General features: G+C 71.5%; 23 protein-coding genes and 1 riboswitch. Of the genes, 17 read left to right on the forward strand and 6 right to left on the reverse strand.

The annotated features are described in order from the left end of the window. Positions 1–90: 90 nt before the first annotated feature. From rsmH to ACWEKR_RS15000, 4 genes are all read right to left on the reverse strand, one after another. The gene (gene rsmH / locus ACWEKR_RS14985; protein ID WP_159840392.1) at positions 91–1,065 is read right to left on the reverse strand and encodes a 16S rRNA (cytosine(1402)-N(4))-methyltransferase RsmH; all 975 of its coding nucleotides are present in this window, start codon (positions 1,063–1,065) and stop codon (positions 91–93) included. Between the two features lie 183 nt (positions 1,066–1,248). Next, positions 1,249–1,680: a division/cell wall cluster transcriptional repressor MraZ gene (gene mraZ / locus ACWEKR_RS14990; RefSeq protein WP_039797118.1), complete on the reverse strand. Its 432-nt coding sequence runs from the start codon at positions 1,678–1,680 to the stop codon at positions 1,249–1,251. A gap of 401 nt (positions 1,681–2,081) precedes the next feature. After that, positions 2,082–2,495, reverse strand: coding sequence for a DUF3040 domain-containing protein (locus ACWEKR_RS14995; RefSeq protein ID WP_452355131.1), 414 nt, complete (start codon positions 2,493–2,495; stop codon positions 2,082–2,084). A gap of 153 nt (positions 2,496–2,648) precedes the next feature. Next, the gene (locus tag ACWEKR_RS15000) at positions 2,649–3,089 is read right to left on the reverse strand and encodes an SAV_6107 family HEPN domain-containing protein (protein WP_452354942.1); all 441 of its coding nucleotides are present in this window, start codon (positions 3,087–3,089) and stop codon (positions 2,649–2,651) included. 169 nt (positions 3,090–3,258) lie between these two features. Between ACWEKR_RS15000 and ACWEKR_RS15005 the strand changes: the two genes are divergently transcribed. From ACWEKR_RS15005 to ACWEKR_RS15025, 5 genes are all read left to right on the forward strand, one after another. Then, positions 3,259–3,870 carry a GNAT family N-acetyltransferase gene (locus ACWEKR_RS15005; RefSeq protein ID WP_452354943.1) on the forward strand — a complete coding sequence of 204 codons (612 nt, stop codon included), beginning with the start codon at positions 3,259–3,261 and terminating at the stop codon, positions 3,868–3,870. 7 nt (positions 3,871–3,877) lie between these two features. Beyond that, entirely contained in the window at positions 3,878–5,443 is a 1,566-nt protein-coding gene (locus ACWEKR_RS15010) for a phytoene desaturase family protein (RefSeq protein WP_452354944.1), read from the forward strand. Further along, a complete protein-coding gene (locus tag ACWEKR_RS15015) occupies positions 5,440–6,300 on the forward strand; it encodes a carotenoid biosynthesis protein (protein ID WP_452354945.1) in 861 nt (286 codons plus the stop codon). Before ACWEKR_RS15010 ends, ACWEKR_RS15015 begins: the two co-directional genes overlap by 4 nt. An 80-nt stretch (positions 6,301–6,380) precedes the next feature. Further along, complete coding sequence (locus tag ACWEKR_RS15020; protein ID WP_452354946.1) at positions 6,381–7,163, forward strand: LppM family (lipo)protein; 783 nt, start codon at positions 6,381–6,383, stop codon at positions 7,161–7,163. A gap of 34 nt (positions 7,164–7,197) precedes the next feature. Beyond that, a complete protein-coding gene (locus ACWEKR_RS15025; protein ID WP_452354947.1) occupies positions 7,198–8,364 on the forward strand; it encodes a glycosyltransferase in 1,167 nt (388 codons plus the stop codon). Positions 8,365–8,389: 25 nt separating this feature from the next. Here the strand turns inward: ACWEKR_RS15025 and ACWEKR_RS15030 are convergent, their stop codons facing one another. Then, complete coding sequence (locus ACWEKR_RS15030) at positions 8,390–9,097, reverse strand: hypothetical protein (RefSeq protein WP_452354948.1); 708 nt, start codon at positions 9,095–9,097, stop codon at positions 8,390–8,392. A gap of 385 nt (positions 9,098–9,482) precedes the next feature. Beyond that, positions 9,483–9,576: riboswitch (SAM riboswitch) on the forward strand. A gap of 26 nt (positions 9,577–9,602) precedes the next feature. Here ACWEKR_RS15030 and ACWEKR_RS15035 point away from each other — a divergent pair. The 8 genes from ACWEKR_RS15035 to ACWEKR_RS15070 all read left to right on the forward strand — a co-directional run bounded on the left by ACWEKR_RS15035 (position 9,603) and on the right by ACWEKR_RS15070 (position 17,677). Then, positions 9,603–9,872, forward strand: coding sequence for a hypothetical protein (locus tag ACWEKR_RS15035; protein WP_452354949.1), 270 nt, complete (start codon positions 9,603–9,605; stop codon positions 9,870–9,872). 63 nt (positions 9,873–9,935) lie between these two features. After that, positions 9,936–11,555: an ABC transporter substrate-binding protein gene (locus tag ACWEKR_RS15040; RefSeq protein WP_452354950.1), complete on the forward strand. Its 1,620-nt coding sequence runs from the start codon at positions 9,936–9,938 to the stop codon at positions 11,553–11,555. A gap of 2 nt (positions 11,556–11,557) precedes the next feature. Next, the gene (locus ACWEKR_RS15045) at positions 11,558–12,562 is read left to right on the forward strand and encodes an ABC transporter permease (RefSeq protein ID WP_452354951.1); all 1,005 of its coding nucleotides are present in this window, start codon (positions 11,558–11,560) and stop codon (positions 12,560–12,562) included. Between the two features lie 143 nt (positions 12,563–12,705). Then, a complete protein-coding gene (locus ACWEKR_RS15050) occupies positions 12,706–13,503 on the forward strand; it encodes an ABC transporter permease (RefSeq protein WP_452355132.1) in 798 nt (265 codons plus the stop codon). After that, positions 13,500–15,122 carry a dipeptide ABC transporter ATP-binding protein gene (locus ACWEKR_RS15055; protein WP_452354952.1) on the forward strand — a complete coding sequence of 541 codons (1,623 nt, stop codon included), beginning with the start codon at positions 13,500–13,502 and terminating at the stop codon, positions 15,120–15,122. Before ACWEKR_RS15050 ends, ACWEKR_RS15055 begins: the two co-directional genes overlap by 4 nt. Positions 15,123–15,298: 176 nt before the next feature. Further along, entirely contained in the window at positions 15,299–15,628 is a 330-nt protein-coding gene (locus ACWEKR_RS15060) for a hypothetical protein (protein WP_195090639.1), read from the forward strand. Positions 15,629–15,713: 85 nt separating this feature from the next. Beyond that, positions 15,714–16,520: a DUF1684 domain-containing protein gene (locus ACWEKR_RS15065; RefSeq protein ID WP_452354953.1), complete on the forward strand. Its 807-nt coding sequence runs from the start codon at positions 15,714–15,716 to the stop codon at positions 16,518–16,520. Continuing rightward, positions 16,517–17,677, forward strand: a complete 1,161-nt coding sequence (locus ACWEKR_RS15070) for an LLM class flavin-dependent oxidoreductase (protein ID WP_452354954.1) — start codon at positions 16,517–16,519, stop codon at positions 17,675–17,677. The genes ACWEKR_RS15065 and ACWEKR_RS15070 overlap by 4 nt, the downstream gene beginning before the upstream one ends. 178 nt (positions 17,678–17,855) lie before the next feature. Here ACWEKR_RS15070 and ACWEKR_RS15075 read toward each other — a convergent pair whose 3' ends face one another. Then, positions 17,856–18,857 carry a methylenetetrahydrofolate reductase gene (locus ACWEKR_RS15075; protein ID WP_195090633.1) on the reverse strand — a complete coding sequence of 334 codons (1,002 nt, stop codon included), beginning with the start codon at positions 18,855–18,857 and terminating at the stop codon, positions 17,856–17,858. Between the two features lie 183 nt (positions 18,858–19,040). On the opposite strand from ACWEKR_RS15075, the gene ACWEKR_RS15080 reads away from it, so the two are divergent. The 4 genes from ACWEKR_RS15080 (at position 19,041) to ACWEKR_RS15095 (ending at position 24,548) form a co-directional block, all read left to right on the forward strand. Further along, complete coding sequence (locus ACWEKR_RS15080) at positions 19,041–20,174, forward strand: polyprenyl synthetase family protein (protein ID WP_452354955.1); 1,134 nt, start codon at positions 19,041–19,043, stop codon at positions 20,172–20,174. Positions 20,175–20,220: 46 nt separating this feature from the next. Then, positions 20,221–21,804: a phytoene desaturase family protein gene (crtI, locus tag ACWEKR_RS15085; RefSeq protein ID WP_452354956.1), complete on the forward strand. Its 1,584-nt coding sequence runs from the start codon at positions 20,221–20,223 to the stop codon at positions 21,802–21,804. Between the two features lie 63 nt (positions 21,805–21,867). Next, positions 21,868–23,586, forward strand: a complete 1,719-nt coding sequence (locus ACWEKR_RS15090) for an alpha-(1->6)-mannopyranosyltransferase A (protein ID WP_452354957.1) — start codon at positions 21,868–21,870, stop codon at positions 23,584–23,586. Continuing rightward, entirely contained in the window at positions 23,583–24,548 is a 966-nt protein-coding gene (locus ACWEKR_RS15095) for a phytoene/squalene synthase family protein (protein WP_452354958.1), read from the forward strand. The genes ACWEKR_RS15090 and ACWEKR_RS15095 overlap by 4 nt, the downstream gene beginning before the upstream one ends. Positions 24,549–24,722: the final 174 nt, after the last annotated feature.

Below are 24,722 nucleotides of genomic sequence, written 5' to 3' on the forward strand. Positions count from 1 at the left end.
GCACAGCGCGCCGCTGTCTCATCCGGCCTCCGCCGGCTGCGCGGGACATCCGCGCCCGGCCGGGGCGGCGGAGCGCCGGGTACTGCTCGCTCACCGCGCCTCCTCGATCCGCTCGGCGGCGCGCATGCGTACCGGAGCCGCCCGCGGGTTGTCCTCGATCTCCTGCTCGGTCGCCTTCTCCGCGCCCCGCGTCAGCATCCGGAACTCCGGTCCCATGCCGGGGAGTTCGACCGGCAGGTCCACCGGTGTCCGGGACGCGGTGTGCGCGGCGAGCTCGTGCTTGACCACCTTGTCCTCCAGCGATTGGTAGGACATGACGACGATGCGGCCGCCCACGCGCAGCGCGGCCAGCGCGGCGGGCAGCGCGGCCCGCAGCGAGTCGAGCTCCCCGTTGACCTCCACCCGCAGCGCTTGGAAGGTGCGCTTGGCCGGATGCCCGCCGGTGCGGCGCGTCGCCGCGGGGATCGTCGCGTACAGCAGTTCCACCAGTTCGGCGCTGGTACGGAACGGTTTGACCTGGCGACGGCGGATCACCTCGGCGGCGATCCGGCCGGCGAAACGTTCCTCTCCGTAGGTCTTCAGCACCCGGGCGAGGTCGCCGTGGCTGTAGGTATTGAGCACGTCGGCGGCGGTGAGCCCGCTGGTGGGGTCCATCCGCATGTCCAGCGGGGCGTCGACGGAATAGGCGAACCCGCGGTCGGCCTCGTCCAGCTGCATCGACGAGACACCGAGGTCCATCAGGATCGCCGAGACCGAACCGGTGGCGGGCAGCCCCGCCTCCCGCAGCGCGTCGGCGATGCCGTCATAGCGGGTGTGCACCAGCGTGATTCGGTCCGCGAAGGGCGCGAGCCGCTCGCCGGCCAGCTGCAGTGCGGTGGTGTCGCGGTCCAGCCCGACCAGATGGAGGCCGGGATAGGTGCTCAGGAAGTGCTCGGCGTGCCCCCCGAGGCCGAGCGTCGCGTCGACGTAGACCGCGCCCGGCTCGGACAAGGCCGGGCCGAGCAGCGCGTCGGCTCGCTCGAGCAGAACCGGAACATGGCGGGGACCGCGCTGTTCACGGTTCACCTCGACCTCCCGGAATCTGCCTCGCGTCGTCGCGCACCGCACACGGGTCGCCTTGATACACAGTGCTTTCGATAGAAGTGCGAATGCCCCGTGGTCTCTGACCGAACTTCGGCACCTGGCGTCGGGGAAGTACGTCAGGGTCCGCGTCCGGGCAGAGACCGCGTGGCACTCGCGCGCCCGCGGCTAGAAGATTCCGCCCAGCGACTCGTCTCTGGCTTGCGAGAAGTCCTCCTCGTGCTCGGCGAGGTAGGACTCCCACGCCTGCTTGTCCCAAATCTCCAGGAAGTCGACCGAACCGATCACCACGCAATCCCTTTGCAGGTTGGCGTAGCGACGATGGTCGGCGGACAACACGATCCGGCCCTGCGCGTCCGGACGCTGCTCGTCCGTTCCGGCCGCGAGGGCCCGGACGAACGCACGGGCCTGCGGATTGCTTCGAGACGCGGCCGCGGCTCGCCGGGCGAGCGCGGTGAACTCCTCTTTCGGGTACACGGCAAGGCTGTGGTCCTGCCCCTTCGTGACCATCAACCCTCCCGCCAGATCGTCTCGAAACTTCGCAGGCAACGTGAGTCGCCCCTTGTCGTCCAAGCGAGGTGTGTAGGTACCGAGAAACATCTCGATACCTCCCTAACGATCACCTCGATGGTCGGCCCTTCAGTACTGCGCGCTCCACATTACCCCACTTTCCCCCACTTTCAATCGAAACAAGCGGTGATCTGGCTCCCGACCCAGACGATTCCGCAGGTCATGCCAGCTATCACCGCCGTGGAGAACTTTCGCGAGTTCTGCCGACACGCGCCACCCCCGCGGACAAAGGCCCGAAAACACCCAGCAAACACCCTGGCGCGCGCAGTGAGGGGGGCGCGGTGGGGGAACTTTGTGGGGAGGTGTGGGGGAAGGCGGAAGCAGGGCCCGAAGATCGTTCACGACACGGGGGCCACATACGCGAACCGGCGACGCCGCACCATTGCGGTGCGGCGTCGCCGGTCTGCTGAAATTGTCAGGCTACGGGCGAGCTACTCCTGCTCGAACCGCCGCCGGAAGCGATCCTCCATGCGCTCGGAGAAACCGCCGGTTTTCCGCTGGCGACCCCGGCTGCCCGAGCCGCCGGACGCCGCCTGGCCACCGGACCGATCGTTCTTGGCGATGCTCTTGGAGGTGCCGAGCAGCAGCAGCACGCCGGCGCCGAACATCACGATGAACCCGATCAGGCTGATGATCGGGAAGCCGCCGGGCTTCACTGGTGCGGCGATGCCTGCGACGAGGAGAAAGAGGCCGAGGACGAACAACGCCGCGGCCTGGAGTCTGCGACGACTCGAGGTCGAACGTAGCCGTCCGCCGCGGACGGACGAGGCGAACTTGGGATCCTCAGCATAGAGAGCGCTCTCGATCTGTTCGAGCATGCGCTGCTCGTGCTCGGAGAGTGGCACGGTACCTCCCCCGGCACTAGGACGTGGCTGTCGTCTCCGGGTAGACGACAGATAGCCGACCTTGGCGGCCATCTGACACCAATGATACGAGTTCGATCAGGGCCAGACCACCTAATGTGCGCAGTCGGACGTAGTCCGTCTTCAGCCCGTTAACTAAGCAGTCATCCCGCCGGACAATCCAGGGGCGGGCCGCAACCGAGCCGATGCCGCGAGGAGATCTTCCACGTCGTGCAGGAATGCCGCCACGCGCGAAGAGAACTCGTCCGCCTCGTTTTCGCCGACATTCCGGTCCAGCCCCGCCTCCAGCGCCGCCCGGAGTTCCGAGCGCGCGCTGAAGTAATCCGCCCACATCACGAATTCCGGCGCGGCGCGCTGCATCAGCACCCACGCGTTGCGTGAGCGCGCCCGGGGTGCGGCATCGGCGCCCGTGAGGGCGATCACCGCGCCCGCCCCGCGCAGCGCCGCCAGGTAGGCGGTGCGGAACCGCTCGCGCGGATCCCGTTCCCCCGCCGCCTGCATGAGCAACCCGTCCGCGCGCTCCAGCAGTTTGCCGGCCCGGCCGGGCCGGCCCGGTTGTTCCACTCGACCAGACATCGCCGTCCCTCCACCATCGCGTACCTTGGCCGGTATCCGCGCTGGAGGCGGCGTGCCCCACCGCTTCCAGCAACCGCCCGGACCGAACAGGTATTCGAACGTTTGAATTGAGCTTCAATATAAAGACGCCCACCGACAAACTTCCGCGTCCGCGCGACCGACGAGAGCCATGACCGCCGTCAAGCCCAATCACACTCCCGCACCCGCCGTCATCGATCTCTCGGTGGCGGCTCTGCGCTCCCGGCTGCACGACGCGCTGGCGGTCTACGTGGCCGCCATGGACTATCCGCGGGGAACCGAGAACCATCGCGCGCCGATGTGGACCGAGCACACCACCAGGCCCGGCTGGCAGGCGGTGGCCGCGGTGCTGCCCGACGACTCCGGCCGGATCGATCTGCGCACCGCGCCGATCGTGGCGATCGCCTATGGCTATCGCGGCGCCGCGCATCAGTGGTGGCACCAGCAGGTGCACAGCGGGATGCGCCGCTCGGGCTGGCCGGAACACTCCGTGCGGGAACTGCTCTCGGACTACTTCGAGCTCACCGAGCTGCACGTGCATCCCGCCGCGCAGGGCCGCGGCATCGGCGGCACGCTGCTGGAACGGCTGCTGCGCGATCGCACGGAGCGCGCCGTGCTGCTGTCGACGCCCGAGGTCGCCGGTGAGGACAACCGCGCCTGGCGGCTGTACCGCAGGCAGGGATTCACCGACGTGGTCCGTAATTTCGTCTTCGCGGGCGACAACCGGCCCTTCGCGATCCTCGGCAGGCGGCTGCCGCTGTGAGGGTCACGTGACGGCGATCGTCGTCGGCTCGGGTCACAACGCCCTGGTCGCCGCGTGCTATCTCGCCCGCGCCGGACACCGGGTCGAGGTGCTCGAACGCGACGAGGTCCTCGGCGGGGCCGTATCGACGGTCGAACGGTTCCCCGGCCATCGCGTCGATCGCGGTTCGTCGGCGCATATCATGATCCGCCACACCGGCATCGTCGAGGAGCTCGAACTCGATCGCTTCGGCCTGCGGTACATCGATTGCGACCCATGGGGTTTCACTCCCGCCCACGGCGGCCGTCCCGCCCTGGTGTTCCATCGCGACCTGGACGCGACCTGCGCGTCGATCGCGGCGGCCTGCGGTCCGCGCGACGCGGACGCCTACCGCCGCTTCGTGCGGGTATGGGGCCCGCGCAGCGCCCGGGTGATGCGGGCATTCGGCGGCGGTCCGACGCCGGGCAGACTGGTGCGGTCGTTCTGGGGTCTGGAGGCGAAGGACGGCGGCAGCGCCCTGTCCAGGGAGTTCCTGCAATCCGGTGACGCGCTGCTGGACGCTTGCTTCGAGGACGAGCGGTTGAAGGCGTCGCTGGCGTGGTTCGGCGCCCAGTCCGGTCCGCCGATGTCGGAGCCGGGCACGGCGCCGATGGTGGGGTTCGCCGCGCTCATGCACACACTGCCGCCGGGGCGCGCGGTCGGCGGCAGCGGGGCGCTGACCACGGCGCTGGTGGCGCGGCTGCGGGCCGACGGCGGGGTGGTGACCGCGGGCGACGCGGTGTCCGCGCTGCGCCGCGACGGCGAGCGCTGGCGGGTGCGCACCGTGTCGGGGCGAGAGCTGCGCGCGGACATCGTCGTCGCGGGCTGCCATGTGCTGACCACGCTGGAGCTGCTGCGCGCCGACGGCTTCGACGGCGCGCTGCTCGACAGTTGGCGCAGGCGCATCCGCGTGGGGCCCGGAATCGGGATGGTGGTGCGGGCCGCCACCACGGCGCTGCCTCGTTATCCCGGCAGCCCGGTCGACCAGTCCGCCCGCGGCCTGCAATTCCTGGTGTCCGATCGCGCGCAGTTGCGGCGAGCGCACGGCGCGGCGCTGGCCGGGGACCTGCCGCCGCGACCGGTCGTCCTGGCCATGAGCTTCAGCGCCCTCGACCCGACCATCGCGCCGCCCGGCGCGCATCAGGTGTCGCTGTGGGCGCAGTGGCACCCCTACCGCCTGTCCTCCGGCGCCGAGTGGGCCGATCTCGCGCAGCGCGAAGGCGAGCGGATCATCGCCGAAGTCGACTCGTACGCGCCCGGTTTCGCGGACACGGTGACGCACACCCACGTGCAGACGCCGGTGGCGCTGGAGCGCGAACTCGGACTCATCGGCGGCAACGTCATGCACGTGGAGATGTCGCTGGACCAGATGATGCTGTGGCGCCCGCTGCCCGAGCTGGCGGGCCAGCGGGTGCCCGGCGCGCGGGGGCTGTATCTGACCGGCGCGTCCACCCACCCCGGCGGCGGCGTCTCCGGCGCGAGCGGCCGCACGGCCGCCGCTCTCGCGCTGCGCGATCTGCACCGGCGCGGCCTGTCGCGATGGCTGCGCCGATGACGGGTCCGGGTGACCCGCCGCCCGCCGCCACGAATCGGGCGGCATCCGGCCGGTCGGCGGACTCCCGGTCCCCGTATCGCTCGGCGGCCTTCTTCCTACCGCTGGTCCTCGTCGTCCTGACGGTTGCCGCGCAGATCGGATATCCGCTGGCCACGGGTAGCGCGCGGGACCGCGTCACCGTGGCGGTCGTGGTGCTCTCCGCCGCCGCCGCGCTGGCGCACGCGACCGCGACCAGGGGCTTGCGCTACGCCGTCGGCTTCCTGGTCATCGTCTCCGGCATCGGGCTCACGGCGGAGGTGATCGGCACCGCGACCGGCGTTCCGTTCGGCTGTTACCAGTACGCGGCCGACCGGCTCGGCCCCGCATTGCTCGAGGTGCCGCTGCTCGTCCCGCTGGCCTGGACCGGCGGGATGTATCCGGTGTGGGTGGTGGCGGGGATGGTGTCGCGCCGCACGGCCGCACGGGTCGTGGCGACGGCGGCGGGCGCGGTGGGCTGGGACCTGTTCCTCGATCCGCAGATGGTGGCCGACGGACAGTGGACCTGGTGCGACACCAGCTCCGGACTACCCGGACTGGAGTGGATACCGGTGACGAACTACCTGGGCTGGTTCGCCGTCGCGCTGCTGATGGGCGGATTGCTCGCGATCTGGGAGCGGGCCGCGCCGGATCCCGCGCCGGCGCGCAGCCGCGCTGTCGCGCTCACCGTCCCGGTGGCCTTGTTCCTGTGGACCTGGATCGGATCCGCGCTGGCCCACGCGGTGTTCCTGGACCTTCCGTCGTCCGCCGGGTACGGCTTCGCCGGCATGGCTCTGCTGGGCGTCCCCCTGCTGGTCGTCCTGGCTCGCGCGCGCCGCTGACCGGGCCCGCATAGCCGCGTGGGGCACGCCGACGCGCGCTGCGACTGGCGCGTTTCATTACCGGCGGTTGGCCTGGCACGATGTCACCCGTGCAGCCGAGTCCCGTCACCACGAAATCCGATGCCACGGACCTCGCGCCGCGGCGGGCCCGACGCCGCCGCGCGCGCGTCGCTTCGGTCCTCCTGCTCGCGGCGATGCTGGTCCCGATGCTCGCAGGCTGCCTGCGGGTGCAGGTCTCAATGGGGGTCTCGTCCAACGACCGGGTGTCCGGACGGATCGTGGCCGCCGTGGTGCCCGCCGACCCCGGCGACAAGGGCCCGCAGCTGAAGGCCCCCGAAACGCTGGCGGCCAAGGTCCGGGTGGAGCAGTACGCCCAAGACGGATACGCAGGCAGCCAGGTCTTCTTCGAGGACTTGACCTTCGGGGAGGTGCAGCAGCTCGGGCAGCTGTCCGAGCAGACCCAGGGCATGTTCCAGTTGCAGTTCCAGCGCACCGGCGACCTGGTCAGCCTGAGCGGGCGGGTCGATCTGAAATCCGTGCCGCCGCACGGCTCGGACGTGCAGTTCACCGTCGCGTTCCCGGCCCGCGTGGCCAAGACCAACGGCAACCGCGAGGGTGACAATGTCGTCTCCTGGAAGCTGCCGTCGGGCGACGTCTCCAAGCTGCACGCCGAGGTCAGCTACGCCGACCCGAATACCCGCTCGTTCGCGGGCTGGGCGGGCATCGCGGGCGGGATCACGCTGGCGGTGGCCGCCATCGTCGCCGCGATGGCGTACATGGACCGCAACCCCGCCGCGCCCGGTGCGCCGGAAGTCGGCTTCTCGCCGAGCCGCTGGTGGCGCTCGGTGACCCAGAATCGCTGAGCGGCGGGTCGGTGTGCCGGGATAGCGTGACCCCATGGTGAGTGCCGACCTGCCGAAGACGTTGCGTGCGAACTCGATTCTGCCTGCCTGCGCGACCGCGGTGGCTGCGCTCGGCGCGGGGTTCGCGCTATACAACCGGCTCACCCTGCGGCGGTTGACGAACACTCCGACGACGGTGATCGAGCCGGTCACCGTCTGCGTTCCGGCGCGCAACGAAGCCGACCGGCTGCCCGATCTGATCGCCGATCTGCGCGCCCAGGTGGGCGTACCGCGCCTGGCGGTACGGATCCTCGATGACGCCTCCACCGACGGCACCGGTGCGGCCGCGGGCGCGGCCATCGATGACGACCCGCGCTTCACCCTGCTGCGCACCGAGTCCGATCCCGTCCCCGGCTGGACCGGGAAGGCCGCCGCCTGCGTACGTCTGGCCGAGGAGGTCTCGACACCGGTGCTGATCTTCTTGGACGCCGACGTGCGGCTGGCGCCGCAGGCGCTCGCGGCGGCGGTCGGCGCGCTGCGCGCGGGACGAGCCGCGCTGGTCTCCCCATGGCCGCTGCAAGTGGCCGCATCCGTGGCGGAGGCCGTCGTGCAGCCCCTGCTGTGCTGGTCGTGGGCCTCGACGTTGCCGGTGGCCGTGGCCGACCGGAGCCTGCGGCCCGCGACGGCGGTGGCCTGCGGTCAGTTCCTCGTGTTCGACAACGCCGCCTACCGCGCGGTGGGCGGTCACACGGCGGTGGCCGGGAGCGTCACCGAAGACCTCGACATCGCCCGTACGCTGCGGCGAGCCGGTCACTCCACCGCGCTGGCGACCGCGGGAGGGCTGGCGCGCACCAGGATGTATCGCGGTGCGGCCGAAGTGGACGCGGGCTACACCCGGTGGCTGTGGTCGGCCTACGACGGCACGATCGCGGGTGGAGCGGCGGTGGGACTCGTTGCGGCGCTTGCATATTGGTCGCCGCCCGTGGCGGCGATCGTCGGCCGGGGCGCGGTCCGCCGGATCGGCCTGATCGGCTGGCTCGCCGCCGTCGCCGGGCGACTGCTGGCCCGGTCGACCGAAACCGGCGGCCCCGTGAGCCGCGCGGATGTGGCGGCCGCCGTGGCACATCCGGTGTCGGTGGCGGCGTATCTGCTGCTGTGGGCGCGTTCGCATCGGGCCCGTCGCCGCGGCACGGCGCGCTGGAAAGGTCGCTCGCTGACCTGAGCGGCCGCGCCGCGGCCCGCGGAACTCACGGCACCGCGGTGATTCCGACCGTCGGCAAGAACATGCAGGACTTGGCGCCGTTGTGCACCGTGCCGAATACCGCGGCGAGAACGGTGCCCTTGCCGGTGTCCACCGGGACCGCGCGCACCCCACCCATCGGGAGGGACGCGACCAGGAAGTCCCGGATCGCCTGCTCGGCCGCGGGCCGCAGGTCCGCGGGAACGGCCGCGGGGATCATCGAGCGGGCGACCTCCGGCAGCGGCCCCATGGCCGCCGTGCCGCCGCGGCCGGTGCTCAGGTTGAGCCATGCCACCTGCATGCCCCCGGTGTTCGAGCCGTCCGGTCCGAGACCGTAGGGCACGAAGGTGAACATGGCCTGCCCCGCTTTGACGGCGCTGAGGTCTTGGCCGGGAATCTGCACGGTGTTCTTCGGCCAGGGCCCCGGGATGGCGCCCGCCACGGCAGGAGCCAGACCGGCCGTGGTGTTGTCGAGGCAGAATGCCGACGCGCTCGGATAGGCGAAGGGCTGGATACCGAGGGCGCGCAGCGCGTCGATCGCGGCTTGGTAGGCGCCGAACAGGTCACCGGGGGCGGCGACCGGCACGGAGTGTTCGGAGAACGCGGGAAGCGCGGCATCCGGAGCCGCGAACGCGGTGGCCGGGCCGGCGAGCGCGAAGACGATGGAACTGGTCGCGACAGCGGACAACTGGGTCAGACGGCGCAATATGGTCACGAAACCTCCTCATCGGCGGAACGATCGAGGGGCACAGTACTCCGGCAAACGCCTCCAACAGCCCGGATTTGGCATAGCAATTTCTTGGCGAGTCCTGTTTGCCCGGAACGAACTTCCGCGTGCCCGACCGGCGTTCCCCGGCGCTGGCGATAGTCGTATGCTGCATCGGGCCGCCGGATCCCGCCACCGCACGCTCGCCTCCGCGACGCGACCAGGCCCCACGCCGCCCGCGAGCGATCAGCGTATCCCTGGTTACTCCCAAGATCCGAGGCATCGGCGTCGGCAAGGTCTACGCTCACGCTGATTACTTCCCTTGTTCCGGCCTTCCCTTGCTGGGCATCATGATTCGGCTCGCCCCCGACATTCGTTGCCGAGGGTTCGGCGCCAACCATCCAGAGCGACCGAGAGACCTGGCTCGTCGACGTCGCAGCAACCCCCCGGTCACCGGGTGCGGGTGCTTCCGCCGGGATCGATGGAGGAACGAAGTGATCATCGAGGACCCGTCGTGAGCGCGTCCACGGCACCTGACGCCGCCCCCGAAACCCGCGCGCCCATGGAGCCGGACCAGGCCGCCGCCCCGTCCCCGCGTCCGCCCATTCCGGCACGACGCCCACACACCAAGAAGGGCAACGGGCTGATCACCGCCGTGCAGCACGCGCTGGCCCACGCCATCGAGCACGGCGCCTACCAGCAGGTGATCGACCGCTGGGGCCTGCGGAGCGAGACGGTCACCGAATCGCGGATCAACCCGCCCGGACTGCCGAAGAAGCGCTGAGCCGATGACACACCCCGCCCAGGGCGAGCCGTTCGCCCGCACCGAAGTATCTGGAGTTGCCCCGTGACCCGAACCCGTCACCGAATCGTCGCGCTGGCCTGCGCGCTCGCCGCGGCCACCACCGTGGCCGCCTGCGGCAGTGATTCGGCCGCGCCCGGCGGCGACGCGGGCCCGCCCCAGCCCGGCGGCACCCTGCGCTACGGCCTGTCCCAGGCGCCGACCTGCTCGGATCCCGCCCAGGCGGGCACCAACCAGACGCTGTACGTCACCCGGCAGATCGTGGACTCGCTGACCGACCAGGACCCGGCCACCGGCGAGCTGAAGCCGTGGCTGGCCCAGAGCTGGGAGGCGAGCCCCGACGCGAAGGTCTTCACCTTCCATCTCGTCGACGGCGTCACCTTCAGCGACGGCACGCCGCTCACCGCCGAATCAGTGCGCAACACCTTCGACTCGGTCGTGAAGCTCGGCTCGGGCAAGGCGCCGCTGGGCAGCAGCTACCTCACCGGCTACGTCGGCACCACGGCCGTGGACCGGCTCACCGTCCGGGTGGAGTTCAGCAAGCCCAACGCACCGTTCCTGCAGGCGTCCTCGACCGCCGCGCTCGGCATCCAGGCCGACGTGACCACGGCCGAGCCGGCCGAGCAGCGCTGCCTCGGCGACAACGTGGGCAGCGGACCGTTCACCTACGCGGCCTACCGCCAGGACGCTTCGGCGACGCTGGTCAAGCGCACCGGCTACCGCTGGGGTTCGGCGGTGTTCGCCCACCGCGGCGAGGCCTACCTGGACAAGATCGAGTTCACCGTGGTGCCCGAATCCGGGGTGCGCACCGGCAGCCTCGCTTCCGGGCAGCTGGACGCGATCAGCGACGCGCTGCCGCAGGACGCCCCGCAGATCGAGGCGGCGGGCGGCCGGGTGCTCAGCACCGCCAACCCGGGCGTGCCGTTCGGTCTGCAGCCGAACGTCACCCGCGGGCCGTTGCGCGATCCGGCGGTGCGCCAGGCGCTGCTGCCCGCGATCGATCGCAGGCAACTGGTGGACACCGTCCTCGGCCCGCAGTTCAAGCCCGCCACCAGCACGCTGGCCGGCACCACCCCCGGCTACACCGACCTCTCGGCACGCCTGGCCTACGACCCGGCGAAGGCGCGCACCATCCTCGACCAAGCCGGGTGGGTCCCCGGCGCGGACGGCATCCGGGCGAAGAACGGTGCGCGATTGTCGTTCTCGGTGCTGTTCAGCCAGGTGTTCGCGGGCAACCAGGCGATCCTCGAACTGGTGCAGCAGCAGCTGCGGCAGGTCGGCGTCGAGTTGAAGCTGGACCTGGTATCGGTGGCCGAGACCACGGCGCGGCAGAACAGCAAGGACTTCGACACCTCCTACGGCAACACCACCCGCGCCGACGGCGACATCCTGCGCACGTCCTTCGGCCTCGACGGCCGCAATCTCAACGCGCGCGGCCCCATCCCCTCGTTGGACGACGCGCTGAACGGCCAGGTCAGCACCACTGACACCGCGACACGCAACAGGCTCATCCGTACCGCGCAGGAACAGGTGCTCGACGCCGGACTGCAGATTCCGACCGTCGAGCTGTCCCAGGCGATCGGGGCGGGCGCGAACACGCGGGATCTGAAGTTCGAAGCCTCGGCGCGATTGCAGTTCTTCGACACCTGGCTGAGCGGACGCTAGCCATGGCACGCTATCTGGCCCTGCGGGCCTTGCAAGCGGTCTGGGTGCTGTGGGCGGCGTTCACGCTCTCGTTCGTGGTGCTCTACCTGCTGCCCGCCGACCCGGTCTCGATCGCGGCCGACGGCGGCGGCTCGGGCACACCGGTGGACAAGGCCGCCATCGCCGAGTTGCAGGCTCGCTACGGACTGGATCGGCCGCTGTGGGACCAGTATTGGACCGCGCTCGCGCACGCCGCGCGCGGCGATCTCGGACATTCCATCGCCACCGGGCAGCCGGTCACCGGCGCGATCGGCGACGCGCTGCCCGCCACCCTCGCACTGACCGGCGCGGCGCTGCTCTTCGCGGTCGCCGGAGGCGTGGCGCTGGCGGTCGCGGCCACCCAGACCCGGCGGCCGTGGCTGCGTAACGCCTTGGCCGCGCTGCCGTCGCTGGGCGTCGCGGTGCCGACCTTCTGGACGGGACTGCTCCTGCTGCAGGTGTTTTCGTTCCAGTTGCGGCTGGCGCCCGCGTTCGGCGGGCACGGGTTCGCCGGCACGGTGCTGCCCGCGCTCACCCTGGCCCTGCCGATCGGCGCGGTCATCGCGCAGGTGCTCACCGCCGGACTCGAAGCAACCTGGCGGCAGCCGTTCGTGGACGTGGCGCTGGCCAAGGGCGGATCGCGCTGGTGGGTGCAACGCACGCACGTGCTGCGGCCGGCCAGCGTGCCCGCGTTCACCATCGCGGGAGTCCTGGTCGGCAACATGCTCGCCGGATCGGTGGTGGTGGAGACGGTGTTCGCGCGCCAAGGCGTCGGCAGGCTGACCCAGACCGCGGTGCTGGCGCAGGACATCCCGGTGGTACAGGGCATCGTGCTGCTCACCTCGGTGGTGTTCGTCAGCGTGAATCTCGCGGTCGACCTGCTGTATCCGCTGCTCGATCCGCGCATCGCCGCCCGCTCCCCGGCCGTGAGCGGCGAGTCCGAGCAGGCTGCCGCCGACACCGCCGAGGAGGCGATCATCCGTGCCTGACGTCACTTTCGTCAGCCCTGCCGCCGGATCGGGGAACGGCGCGCCGTTCACCGAGGAGGTGTGGATTCGTGGTTGACGTCACCGAGGAACAGCGCCGCGCGGTGCTGCCCGGCTTGCGGCGGCCCACCGTGAGCTGGAAGCGGGTGCGCGGGAACGCGGGCGTGCTGGTCGCGAGCGCCGTCGCACTGCTGGCGCTGGGGTGGGCGCTCGCACCGTCGGTCTTCGCCGGCGGCGACCCGCTGACCGGCGTGCCCGCGCAGAAATTGCAGGGCCCCGGCGCCGAACACTGGTTCGGCACCGACAATCTCGGACGCGACCTGTACACCCGGATGGTGCACGGAGCCGGTCTCTCGCTGACCGCCACCCTGGCCGCCGTCGGCATCGCGCTCGTCGCCGGGTCGCTGCTCGGGCTGCTGGCCGGCGCGATCGGCGGCGTGGTCGACGCCGTCGTCATGCGGCTGGTCGACGTGCTGCTTTCGGTGCCCGCGCTGCTGCTGTCGCTCGCGCTGGTCACCGCGCTCGGCTTCGGCACCGGCAACGTGGCGGTCGCGGTGGGCGTTTCGCTGGTGGCCAACTTCGCGCGCGTGATGCGCTCGGAAGTGCTGCGGGTCCGTCAGGCGGTGTACGTGGAGGCGGCCCACGCCGCGGGCGTGCGCTGGTACACGGTGCTCGCCAGGCACGTGCTGCCCAATTCGGTCCAGCCCGTCCTCGCCTTGGCCGCGGTCGAGTTCGGCATGGCGGTGCTGGCCGTGTCGGCGCTGAGCTTCCTCGGTTACGGCGCGAAACCGCCCACCCCCGAGTGGGGCACGTTGATCTCCGAGGGCCGCAACTACCTCGCGACCGCGTGGTGGATGACCACCCTGCCGGGCTTCGTCATCATCGCTGTCGTGCTCGCCGCCCAGCGCCTCGGCCGCGCCATCGGGAACGGAGCACCCGCGTGAGCGCCCCGGCGGCACCGCTGCTGCACGTGGCGGACCTGCGGGTGCGATACCGGTCCGCGGCAGGCCCGGTCACCGCGCTCGACGGTGTATCACTCACCGTGGCCCGCGGCGAGGTGGTGGCGCTGGTCGGCGAGTCCGGCTCCGGCAAGTCCACGCTCGCCCACGCCGTAATCGGCCTGCTCGGCGCGCATGCCGAGATCACCGGCGGAACCGTGACCTTCGACGGCGCCGTCGTCGACACCGGCTCCGAACGCGTGCTGCGACGGCTGCGCGGAGCCCGCATCGGATTCGTCCCGCAGGACCCCGGTCTGTCGCTCAACCCCGTCCGGCGCGTCGGCGACCAGGTGGCCGAAGCGCTGCTGGTGCACGGGCTGGCCGACCGCAAGACGGCGCGGGCGCGGGCGATCGAACTGCTGGCCGACGCGGGGCTGGACCGGCCGGAACTGCGTGCCGCCCAGTATCCGCACGAGCTGTCCGGCGGGCAGCGCCAGCGGGTGCTCATCGCCGCGGCCCTGTCCTGCGCACCGGACCTGATCATCGCCGACGAGCCGACCAGCGCCCTGGACGCGACCGTCGCGCGCCGGGTGCTGGACCGGCTCGCCGAGCAGATCGCGGCGCGCGGCACGGCGGTGCTGTTGATCACCCACGATCTGGCCGTCGCCGCCGAACGCGCGGACCGGCTCGTCGTACTCAACGGCGGCGAGCTGGTGGAGACCGGCCCGACCGCCGAACTGCTGGCCGCCCCCCGGCACCCGTATACCAAGCGCCTGCTCGCCGCCTCGCCGAGCCTCGCCCCGGCGGGCGGTTACCGCGCGCCCAAGCCCCGGGACGGCGAACCGCTGCTGGTTCTGCGCGAGGTGCACAAGACATTCCGCGCGCACGGAGGCGACAGCGTGACCGCGGTGGCCGGAGTCGGCTTCGAACTCGGCCGCGGCGAAACCCTCTCGCTGGTCGGTGAATCCGGCTCGGGCAAGTCCACCACCGCGCGGATCGCGTTGCGGCTCATCGAAGCCGACCGCGGCGAGGTCGTCTTCGACGGGCAGCCGCTGTCGGAGGCTCGCGGGTCGCGACTGCGCGCGCTGCGCAAGCGCTTCCAGGTGGTGTACCAAAACCCCTACGCTTCGTTGGATCCGCGCTGGCGGGTGGGGGCGATCGTCGAAGAACCGCTGCGCGCGTTCGGCGTCGGGAAGCGCGCACAACGGCGCGACCGGGTGGCGGAGCTGCTCGCACAGGTCGCGCTCCCGGCGGAGTTCGCGCAGCGCAGGCCCGCGGAATTGTCCGGCGGACAACGTCAGCGCGTCGCCATCGCCCGCGCTCTGGCGCTGCACCCCGAACTGCTGGTGCTCGACGAGCCGGTCTCCGCGCTGGACGCCTCGGTGCAAGCTCAGATCCTCGAACTGCTGGATCGTCTGCAAGGCGAGCTGTCGCTGAGCTACCTGTTCATCTCGCACGACCTGGCGGTGGTGCGCCGCATCAGCGACCATGTCGCGGTGCTGCGGCACGGCCGCATCGTCGAATACGGCCGCACCGCCGCAATCTTCGGCGACCCGCGGCACGAGTACACCCGCGAGCTGTTGTCGGCCATCCCGGCCCCCGCCGTCGCGAAAGGGGTGTCGTGACGCCGAATCAGACCTACCGCCACAGCCGGGTGCTGAACCGGCAGCAGCGCAGGGCCCCGTGCCGCAGCCGCCCGGAACCCGTTGCGTCCTCCGCGATCACCCCTCTCCGCTCACCGGAGCCCACCACCGGCCACGAGCCGACCACGTGGTGGCACCGACCGAAAAGGATCGTCCTGATGGTGTACTCCGCCTTCAACCGGAAACCGGCCGCCGCCGAATCGACTCCGGCGCCGGAAGTTCCCGCGGCCCCCGTCGCCTTCGGACCGGACCCGGCCCGATGGTGGCGCACCCGACTGCGCGCCCCACGCGCCGCCGATACCTCCGGCAACGCGCGGCTGCACGCCGTCGCCCCGGCCCGCGGCGAGCGCGACCGCCGCGTCATCCGATCCTCGCCCGGCGCGCACGCCGCGCTGTGGCGGCAGGCGCTGCTCCTGGCGCCCGACGTCGCCGCCGCGGGAACACACCCGGCGCTGCGGAACCGGATCGACGCGGAGGGAACCGCCTGATGCCGCTCTCCACCCGCTTGCGCGACCACCCCGGCCTGCGCCATCCGCACCGTCGCACCACCGCCCACGAAGGAGCCCGAGCGTCATGACCACGAGCATCACCAGCGTTTTCGAGACCGAGTGGGCGCAGTGGCACCACACGCGAGAAGACCAGATGCGCGACCCGCTCGGCTTTCTCAGCCTGACCGGGCTGCACTGGCTCACCGACCGCCCCGAGCGGCTGCCGGACGTGCCCGGCACCTGGTGGGTCACCGACGAGAAGGTGTTCATCACCGCCCAGCCCGCCGACCGGCTGGAATACGACGGGCTCGGCATCGCGGGCGTGCAGATCGTCACGCCCACCGAAGGCACGCCCGGCCTACACGTCCGGCAGGAGCGGCGGGTGCTCGAGGTGATCCGCCGCACCGGCCGCTACGCCGTCCGAGTGCACGACCCGGCCGCGCCCGCCCTGCTGACCTTCGACGGCATCCCGGCCTACCGGCCCGACCCGCGCTGGGTGGTCCCCGGGCGGTTCACGCCGTTCGAGCAACAGCAAACGGTGGTCACCGGAGCTGTGCTGGAGGGCCTCGAACACCACCACAGCGCCGCGGGCACCATCGACTTCCGCATCGGCGAGGTGACCGAGCGCGTGGTCGCCTTCGGCGACCGGGACCACCTGCGAGTGCTGTTCACCGACGCGACCAGCGGCGTGACGACCTACCCGGCGGCGCGTTCACTCGCCGTCGGCGCACCGGACGCGGACGGCACGGTGCTGCTCGACTTCAACCGCGCGGCGAATCTGCCCTGCGCCTTCACCGATTTCGCGACCTGCCCGGTCGCGCCCGCGCAGAACCGGCTGCGCGTCGCGATCGAAGCGGGCGAGCAGGATCCGCGGCAGGGGCGGGCGGCATGAGCGGCCGTGCTGTTCCCCTCTCGATCCTGGACCTCTCGCCGATCAGCGCCGGCTCGACGGCGCAGCAGGCCCTGCGCAACACCGTCGACCTGGCCCAGCACGCCGAACAGTGGGGCTACCACCGATACTGGCTGGCCGAACACCACTTCGTGTCGGTGGCCAGTTCCTCCTCGATCACGCTGATCGGCTTGGTCGCCGCGGCCACCGCGCGCATCCGGGTGGGTTCTGCGGCCGTGCAGGTGGGTCATCACACCTCCGCCTCGATCGTGGAAGCGTTCGGCACCATCGACGCGCTGTACCCGGGCCGGCTCGACCTCGGCCTCGGCCGGTCGGGTCATCGGCGCGGCCAGTTCGGGGCGGAAGCCGCGCGGGCCGAGAGCGGCAAGCCGGTGGCCGACGCGGTGACCGGGCGCACCGAGATCCGCGACGGCGTGGTCGTTCCGCCGCCGTTCGACCCCGGCCGCATCACGGACAAGTCGCGGTTCATCGCCTCGGTGAGCGCGTTGCAGCAGCGCGGCGCGCAGCCGCTGGACTTCGCCGAACAGGTCGACGAGGTGCGCGACCTGCTCGCGGGCACCTTCGTCAGCCCGGAAGGCGTTGCGCTGCACGCGGTCCCCGGTGAGGGCGCGCAAGTGCGATTGTGGCTGTTCGGCAGCACCGCGGGTGAGAGCGCGGAGCTGGCCGGGCGGCTGGGGCTGCCGTTCGCCGCGGCCTACCACGTCTCGCCCGGCACCGCGCTGGACGCGATCGAGACGTATCGCGCGGCGTTCCGCCCTTCTGCCGAGCTGGCCGAACCGTACGTGGTGATCTCCGCCGACGTGGTCGTCGGTGAGGACGACGCGACCGCGCGGCGGCTGGCGGCGGGTTACGGTCACTGGGTCTACAGCATCCGCAGCGGCGCGGGCGCGGCCGCGTACCCCGATCCGGCCGCTGTCGCCCCGCTCACCGCGGAACAACGGCGGCTCGTCGACGATCGCCTGGCCACCCGGTTCGTGGGATCGCCCGGCACCGTCGTGGAGCGCCTGGCCGCACTGCAACGCGTCAGCGGGGCGGACGAACTGCTGGTCACCACGATCACCCATCGGCACGCCGACCGCCTGGAATCGCACCGGCTGCTCGCCGACGCCTGGGGGTCGCGCGCCGCCCGCGCGGCCTGACCCGAGTCCGGCCGGTGCACCCTCGCACCGGCCGGCGTGCTCGTCGCGAGCCGTGCCACCGATCGGCGGCGTGCTCGTCCTGGACCCGCTCGGAGGTACCGCCGCCGGCGGCAAGATGAAACTGCCACCGGTCACGGCGTCGGAGCAGCACACCCGGCGCCGCGCGTGACCGGAGAGTTCAGACGCCGACCGGTGTGGCCGTGACGCCGTAACCGAGGTTGGTCAGCACCTCGCTGGTCGCCTTGGCGAAGTTCAGCGTGATGAAGTGCAGGCACGGCGCGCCCTCGGCGATCAGCCGCTGGGCGATCTCGGTGGCGATCTCGATCCCCGCCGCGCGCACCGCAGCGGTGTTCTCCTCGCCACCGTCGCCCGCCGCCTTGCGCAGCCGCGCCATGACAGGGGGAGGCAACGGCCTGCCGCACAGCTCCTCGGCGCGCTGCACCGTGCGCAGCGACGTGATGGGCATCAGCTCCGGAATGATCGGCTTGGCGCCTTCGATCGGGTCCAGCGCCACGAGCCGATCCCGCAGGCGCAGGTAGTGCTCCACGTCGAAGAACATCTGGGTGATCGAATACTCCGCTCCCGCACGCAGTTTCGCGGCGAGGAACGCGGTGTCGGTCGCCAGGTCCGGCGAGCGGTGATGCCCCTGGGGGAACGACGCCACGCCGACATGGAAGTCGCCGAGATCTCGCACGATGCGCACCAGTTCCTCGGCGTAGGACACGCCGTCGGGGTGCTTGGTCCACTCGCCCAGCGGGTCACCGGGCGGGTCGCCGCGCAGCACCAGGATGTTGCGGATCCCGGAGTCGGCGTACGCGCCGACCAGCGAGCGCAGTTCGGCGACGCTGTGCCCCACCGCGGTCAGGTGGGCGACCGGCAGCAGCGTGGTCTCCTGGGCCAGTTCCCCGGTCACGCGTACGGTGCGGTCGCGCGTGGAACCGCCGGCACCGTAAGTCATCGACACGAACGCGGGATGCATGCACTCGAATTGCCGCACGGCGCGCCACAGCCGCGCCTCGGCGGCGGCGTCGCGGGGCGGATTGAACTCCACGGAGAAGGGCACCGCGTGCCCCGTGTGAGCCCCCAGACTCTGAACGACCGAAGGTGTGCCAGAGACGTTCGGGTGCGTCCGGGACGGCCGGCCAGGGGTCGAGCTTCCCCGCACGTTGTCGAAAGTCACCGGTTCAGTGTAGAGGTGGCAGGTGGCGGCCCCGTCGGGTCGCTCGGACGCCCCGCGTATTCTTCGCATCGGGCGACCTGGTCGCCACGCCGAGCGACACGCGCGACAGCCTCCGCTCGGCCCCGAATCACCCGCAGCGCCCGGGCACCGTCGCGACCCCGTGCGTCCACCATCCGCACGACCTTGGAGGCTCCCCTGTCCGCCGCAACCGGGACTCAGACGCCGCGCCCCGCGGTGCCGCAGCCGGGCACCCCCGCCTTCGTCACCGCCGTGGAAGACGCCCTGACCAGTTTCTTCGCCACCCGCCGTCCGACGACCGAGCGCCTCGGCCCGGTCTTCTTCGAGGCCACCGACGCGCTCGAGCAGTTCGTGCTGCGCGGCGGGAAACGCACCAGGCCCGCGTTCGCCTGGACCGGGTGGCTCGGAGCAGGCGGCGATCCGCACACGCCCGAGGCCGGCGCGGTGCTCACCGCGTGCTCCGCGCTCGAGCTCGTGCAGGCCTGCGCGCTGATCCACGACGACATCATCGATTCCTCCCGCACCCGCCGCCGCTTCCCCACCGTGCACGTCGACTTCGAGCAGCGGCATCGCGACCGCGGGTGGTCCGGCGACGCGGCGCACTTCGGCGCCAGCGTGGCCATCCTGATCGGCGATCTGGCGCTGTCCTGGGCCGACGACATGGTGCACGCGTCCGGTTTGGCGCCCGCCGCCATCGCCCGGTTCGCGCCGGTGTGGGCCGACATGCGCACCGAGGTGCTCGGCGGCCAGCTGCTCGACGTCAGCGGAGAGGCGGGCGGCGACGAATCGGTCGAGGCCGCGCTGCGCATCAACCGCTACAAGACCGCCGCCTACACCGTGGAACGCCCGCTGCACCTCGGCGCCGCCATCGCCGCCGCCGACCATGGGCTGATCGAGGCGTACCGCCGGTTCGGCACCGCCATCGGGATCGCCTTCCAGCTGCGCGACGACCTGCTCGGCGTGTTCGGCGATCCGGCGGTGACCGGCAAACCCTCCGGCGACGACCTGCGCGAAGGCAAGCGCACCGTGCTGCTGGCCGAGGCGCTGCGCCGCGCCGACGAGTCCGATGCCGCCGCGGCCGCGCTGTTGCGCTCGAGCATCGGCACCGATCTGGACGCGCAGCAGGTGCAGCGGCTGCGCGCACTGCTCGTCGAACTCGGCGCGGTCGACGAGGTGGAACGCCGGATCACCGAACTCACCGACAGCGGCTTGGCCGCCATCGAGACCAGCTCGGCGACCGCGGTGGCCAAGGAACGACTGCGCGCCATGGCGCTGGCGGCGACCGAACGCACGGCGTGAACACGGCAGTGCGCGCCGTCCGCCGGACGGCGAGGAGGTGAATCGGGTGCGAACCGTTGCGGGACCGACCGATCGCGTCGTGGTGGTCGGCGCGGGACTGGCCGGCCTCTCGGCCGCCCTGTACCTGACCGGTGCGGGTCACACGGTGACGCTGCTCGAGCGCGCCGATCATCCCGGCGGCCGGGTGGGGCGCTATCGGGGCGCGGACTACGACATCGATTCCGGCGCCACCGTCCTCACGCTGCCCGAGCTGATCACCGACGCGCTCGCCGCCGTCGGCCGCGCCCCGGAGACCTGCGTGCCTCCGCTGCGCATCCACCGGATGGCGCCGGGCTATCACGCCCGGTTCGCCGACGGCGCCGAGATCAGGGTCTTCGCCGATCCGGACGCGATGGCCGCGGAAGTCGAGCGGATCGGCGGTCCGGCCGAGGCACGGGGATACCGTCGCCTGCGCGACTGGCTGGCGCGCATCTACGCGGCCGAGTTCACCGAGTTCATGGACACCAACTTCGACTCGCCGCTGGATATGGTGCGCAGCCCCGAAAAGCGCCGCGCACTGGCCGAATTGGTGCGCCTCGGCGGCTTCGGCAGGCTCGGGCCCCGGGTGCGTGGATTCCTGCGCGATCCGCGGCCGGCGCGACTGTTCACCTTCCAGGCGCTGTACGCGGGCATGCCGCCCGCTGAGGCACTCGCGGTCTACGGCGCGATTCCGCATATGGACACCTCGCTGGGCGTCTACTTCCCCGAGGGCGGTATGCGGGCGATCGCCGCGGCGCTGGCGCAGGCGTTCACCGAAGCGGGCGGCACGCTGGAACTGAACACCGAAGTGGTCGGGATCGACTACGCGGGCCGGCGCGCCCGGCGCGTGCGCACCGCCGATGGGCGTTCGTTCGACTGCGACGCGCTCGTGCTCACCGCCGACCTCGGCTCGCTCGATCGATTCGGGGTGCGCGTCCGGCGCGGGTTGCGCGCCTCGCCATCGGCGGTCGTGGCGCACGGCACGATCCCCGCCGCCGTCGCGGCGGACTGGCCGGTGCAGGCGCACCACACCATCGAATTCGGGCAGGCGTGGGACCGGACATTCGCCGAGATCACCGCCCGCCGGGGCCGCGGCACGCTGATGAGCGACCCTTCGCTGCTGCTGACCCGGCCCGCCCTGACCGATCCGAGCCAGTTCATCGCACGCCAGGACGGATGCCACGAGCCGTTCTCCTTGCTGGCGCCGTGCCCCAATCTCACGTCGGCCCCGCTGGATTGGCCGCGGCTGGGACCGGCCTATCTCCGAGAGCTGCTCACCGTGCTGGAAGCACGCGGCTACCGGGGCATCGCCGAGCACTTCGCCGTCGACCGGCTCGACACGCCCCAGACCTGGCACGACCGCGGCATGCTGGCGGGCACACCGTTCTCCGCGGCCCATCTCTTCCGCCAGACCGGCCCCTTCCGGCCGAGCAATTTCCCCCGCTCCAGCGACAATGTGGTTATCGCCGGTTGCGGCACCACGCCAGGTGTGGGCGTGCCGACCGCCCTGCTTTCCGGGAAACTGGCGGCAAACCGTATCGTCGGCGAGATCGGGCGCGCTCCGCGTGCGACCCCGCGCACCAGCCGGATAGTGTTCGAGGCGACGCCGTAAACTAAGCGCCGACCTATTCGCTCGCGGTTGCGACCGCCGACCATTCGGGGGGACCGACACCAGATGGCATCCCCCGAAACGCGCACCGCAGAGGCCGCCTCCGCCGGTGACGTCCGCACCTCGTCACTCGCCTCCGCACGTCGCGAATCGGCCGCTCCCCGTGGTTTCCTGTGGTGGATGCGCACCTGCGCCGACTTCGCCAGGAGCCCGGAGGGCCATGCCGCCCTGCTCGGCTTCTTCGGCGCGATCATGATCATGTTCGGCGGATTCGGCGCGGGCAGCGTCCGCAAGCGCGATCCGCTGCTCGAGGCCATGCACCTGTCCTGGCTGCGGTTCGGGCACGGTTACGCGCTGTCGACGATCTGCATTTGGATCGGCGTGCTGCTCATGATCACCGCCTGGGTCCGGCTCGGCCGCGCCACGATCGGGACGGGCGATCGGATCGGCGCCGAGGTGACGCTCAACGAGCTACGCGCCATCGTCGGCATCTGGATCGCGCCGCTGCTGTTCGCGGTGCCGATGTTCAGCCGCGACGCCTACTCCTACCTCGCCCAGGGCGCGCTGCTGCGCGACGGCTTCGACCCCTATCGGGTCGGACCGGTCGCCAATCCCGGTGTGCTGCTGGACAACGTCAGCCCCGTGTGGACCACCACCACCGCCCCCTACGGGCCGGTCTTCCTGCTGCTCGGACGCGCGATCACCGCCGTCACCGGCGACAACGTGGTGGCGGGCACCATCGCGATGCGCCTGGTCATGCTGCCCGGCCTGGCGCTGATGATGTGGGCGGTGCCATACCTGACCAAGCACCTCGGCGGCAAGCCGACCGTCGCGCTGTGGCTGGCGGTGCTCAACCCGCTGGTGCTGATCCATCTGATCGGCGGCGTGCACAACGAGATGCTGATGGTCGGCCTGATGTGCGCGGGCATCGCGCTCGTGCTGGAGCGCCACCACGTGGCGGGCATCGTGGTCGTCGCGATCGGGGTGGCCATCAAGGCGACCGCGGGCGTGGCGCTGCCGTTCCTGGTCTGGATCTGGATGCTGCACGAACGCGAGCGCCGCGCGGCGCAGCGGGTCGGACACGATCCGGCGCACCTGCCCGCGGGCGAGCGACCCGGTGACGCCGCGGAGCCCACCGAGGACATGCCGCATCCCGCGCTCGTGTTCGGCAAGATCGCGGGGCTCGGTCTGAGCGTGTTCGCCGTCGTCTTCGTCGCCGCTTCGGCCATCGCGGGCGTCGGCATCGGCTGGCTCACCGCGCTGTCCGGGTCCAAGAAGATCATCAATTGGCTGTCGCTGCCCACCGTGATGGCGCACGCGGTCACCTGGATCACCCCGTTGCGCCTGGAATCGGTGCTCGAGGTGACCCGCGCGCTGTGCGCGCTGGCGCTGGTCGCGGTGCTGGCCTTGACCTGGTGGCGGTTCCGGCACAGCGAGCGGGAGGCGGTGCTCGGCATCCTCATCGCGTTCGTCGCGATCGTCATCCTCTCACCCGCCGCACTGCCCTGGTACTACTCCTGGCCGCTGGCGCTGGCCGCCGGGTTCGCGTTGTCCACCACCACGCTGATGGCGCTGGTCGGCGTGTGCACTTGGCTGATGCTGGTCTTCCAGCCGGACGGCTCGATCGGCCTGTACAACTTCTGGCACGTCGCCGCCGCCACCTTCGCCGCGGGTGTGGCGGCGCTGTCGCTGCGCACGGTGGACCCGCTGCGCCTGCGCGCCGCGCCGCCGAGCACCGTCGCGGCCACACCCGGCAAGGCCACCGCTTCGTCCGCCGCCCCATGACCGGAGATCGGCTGCCCGATTCCGCTCTGCTTCCGCTCGCGTATCGCGAGTGCAGGCAGATCGCCGCCACGCACGGCCGCACCTATTTCCTGGCCACCCGGCTGCTGTCGGCCGAGCGACGGCCCGCCGTGCACGCACTGTACGCGTTCGCACGCATGGTGGACGACGTCGTCGACCGGGCGGACAGTCCCGCCGGGGCGTCCGATCGCGCCCCCGCCGCGGAACTCGACCTGATCGAGCGGGACCTGCGGGCCGCACTCCAATCCCCCGTGGGCCGGACCGCGAGCCCACAGCCACGTGCCCTGGTGCTGGCCGCCGTCACCCACACCATCCACCGCTACGGTATTGCGGCGCAGCACTTCTGGACGTTCCTGGATTCCATGCGCATGGACGCGCCCGGTACCCCGGCCTTCCGCAATCGCTACGCCACCATGGCTCAGCTACGCGCATACATGCGCGGCTCGGCGGCCGCGATCGGATTGCAGTTGCTACCCGTGCTCGGCACGATCGTCCCGGTGCGTGAGGCCGAGCCCGCCGCCGCCGCGCTGGGCGAGGCGTTCCAGCTGACCAACTTCCTGCGCGATGTCGCCGAGGATCTCGACCGCGACCGGGTCTACCTGCCCGCCGATGCCCTCACCGCGTTCGGCGTCGACGAGGAACTGCTGTTCGAATGCCGCCGCACCGGCCGGACCGATCCACGCGTGCGCCGCGCCCTCGCCCATCTCATCGCCGTCAACCGGGATCTCTACCGCCGCGCCGAACCGGGCATCGACCTGCTCGAACCACGGGTCCGCCCCGCCATACGCACCGCGGCCACCCTGTACGCCGACATCCTCCGGCACATCGAAAGCAGCGACTACGCCGTCTTCGGCCACCGCGCGGTCGTCCCCCACCATCACCGCCTCCGCATCGCCGCCACCGAATTCACCACCGCCACCCTCCGCAGCCGCCGCACACGCTGACGGCTGATTGCGTCGGTCCCATCCGACAGGAGGAACTCGAGAAAGGGCGTCAAAGCCCGGCGACCACCGCAAAGGAGCCTCCGAAACGGCGAGCTACGGGCCGCAAGGTTCATCTCCGCCGCGCCCAGCTCACCGCAACCACGTCTTTCGAGCGAAGCGAGACCCAGCATCCGC

The sequence above is a fragment of the Nocardia sp. NPDC004573 genome, assembly GCF_053602135.1.

Bases quoted from the DNA above. Each gene is read 5' to 3' on its own strand.
- ACWEKR_RS15065 (WP_452354953.1), top strand. From the start codon at position 15,714: ATGACCACGAGCATCACCAGCGTTTTCGAGACCGAGTGGGCGCAGTGG.
- ACWEKR_RS15045 (WP_452354951.1), top strand. From the start codon at position 11,558: ATGGCACGCTATCTGGCCCTGCGGGCCTTGCAAGCGGTCTGGGTGCTG.
- ACWEKR_RS15095 (WP_452354958.1), top strand. From the start codon at position 23,583: ATGACCGGAGATCGGCTGCCCGATTCCGCTCTGCTTCCGCTCGCGTAT.
- ACWEKR_RS15020 (WP_452354946.1), top strand. From the start codon at position 6,381: ATGTCACCCGTGCAGCCGAGTCCCGTCACCACGAAATCCGATGCCACG.
- ACWEKR_RS15070 (WP_452354954.1), top strand. From the start codon at position 16,517: ATGAGCGGCCGTGCTGTTCCCCTCTCGATCCTGGACCTCTCGCCGATC.
- ACWEKR_RS15090 (WP_452354957.1), top strand. From the start codon at position 21,868: ATGGCATCCCCCGAAACGCGCACCGCAGAGGCCGCCTCCGCCGGTGAC.
- ACWEKR_RS15000 (WP_452354942.1), bottom strand. From the start codon at position 3,089: ATGTCTGGTCGAGTGGAACAACCGGGCCGGCCCGGCCGGGCCGGCAAA.
- ACWEKR_RS15015 (WP_452354945.1), top strand. From the start codon at position 5,440: ATGACGGGTCCGGGTGACCCGCCGCCCGCCGCCACGAATCGGGCGGCA.
- mraZ (WP_039797118.1), bottom strand. From the start codon at position 1,680: ATGTTTCTCGGTACCTACACACCTCGCTTGGACGACAAGGGGCGACTC.
- ACWEKR_RS15060 (WP_195090639.1), top strand. From the start codon at position 15,299: ATGGTGTACTCCGCCTTCAACCGGAAACCGGCCGCCGCCGAATCGACT.
- ACWEKR_RS15025 (WP_452354947.1), top strand. From the start codon at position 7,198: ATGGTGAGTGCCGACCTGCCGAAGACGTTGCGTGCGAACTCGATTCTG.
- ACWEKR_RS15005 (WP_452354943.1), top strand. From the start codon at position 3,259: ATGACCGCCGTCAAGCCCAATCACACTCCCGCACCCGCCGTCATCGAT.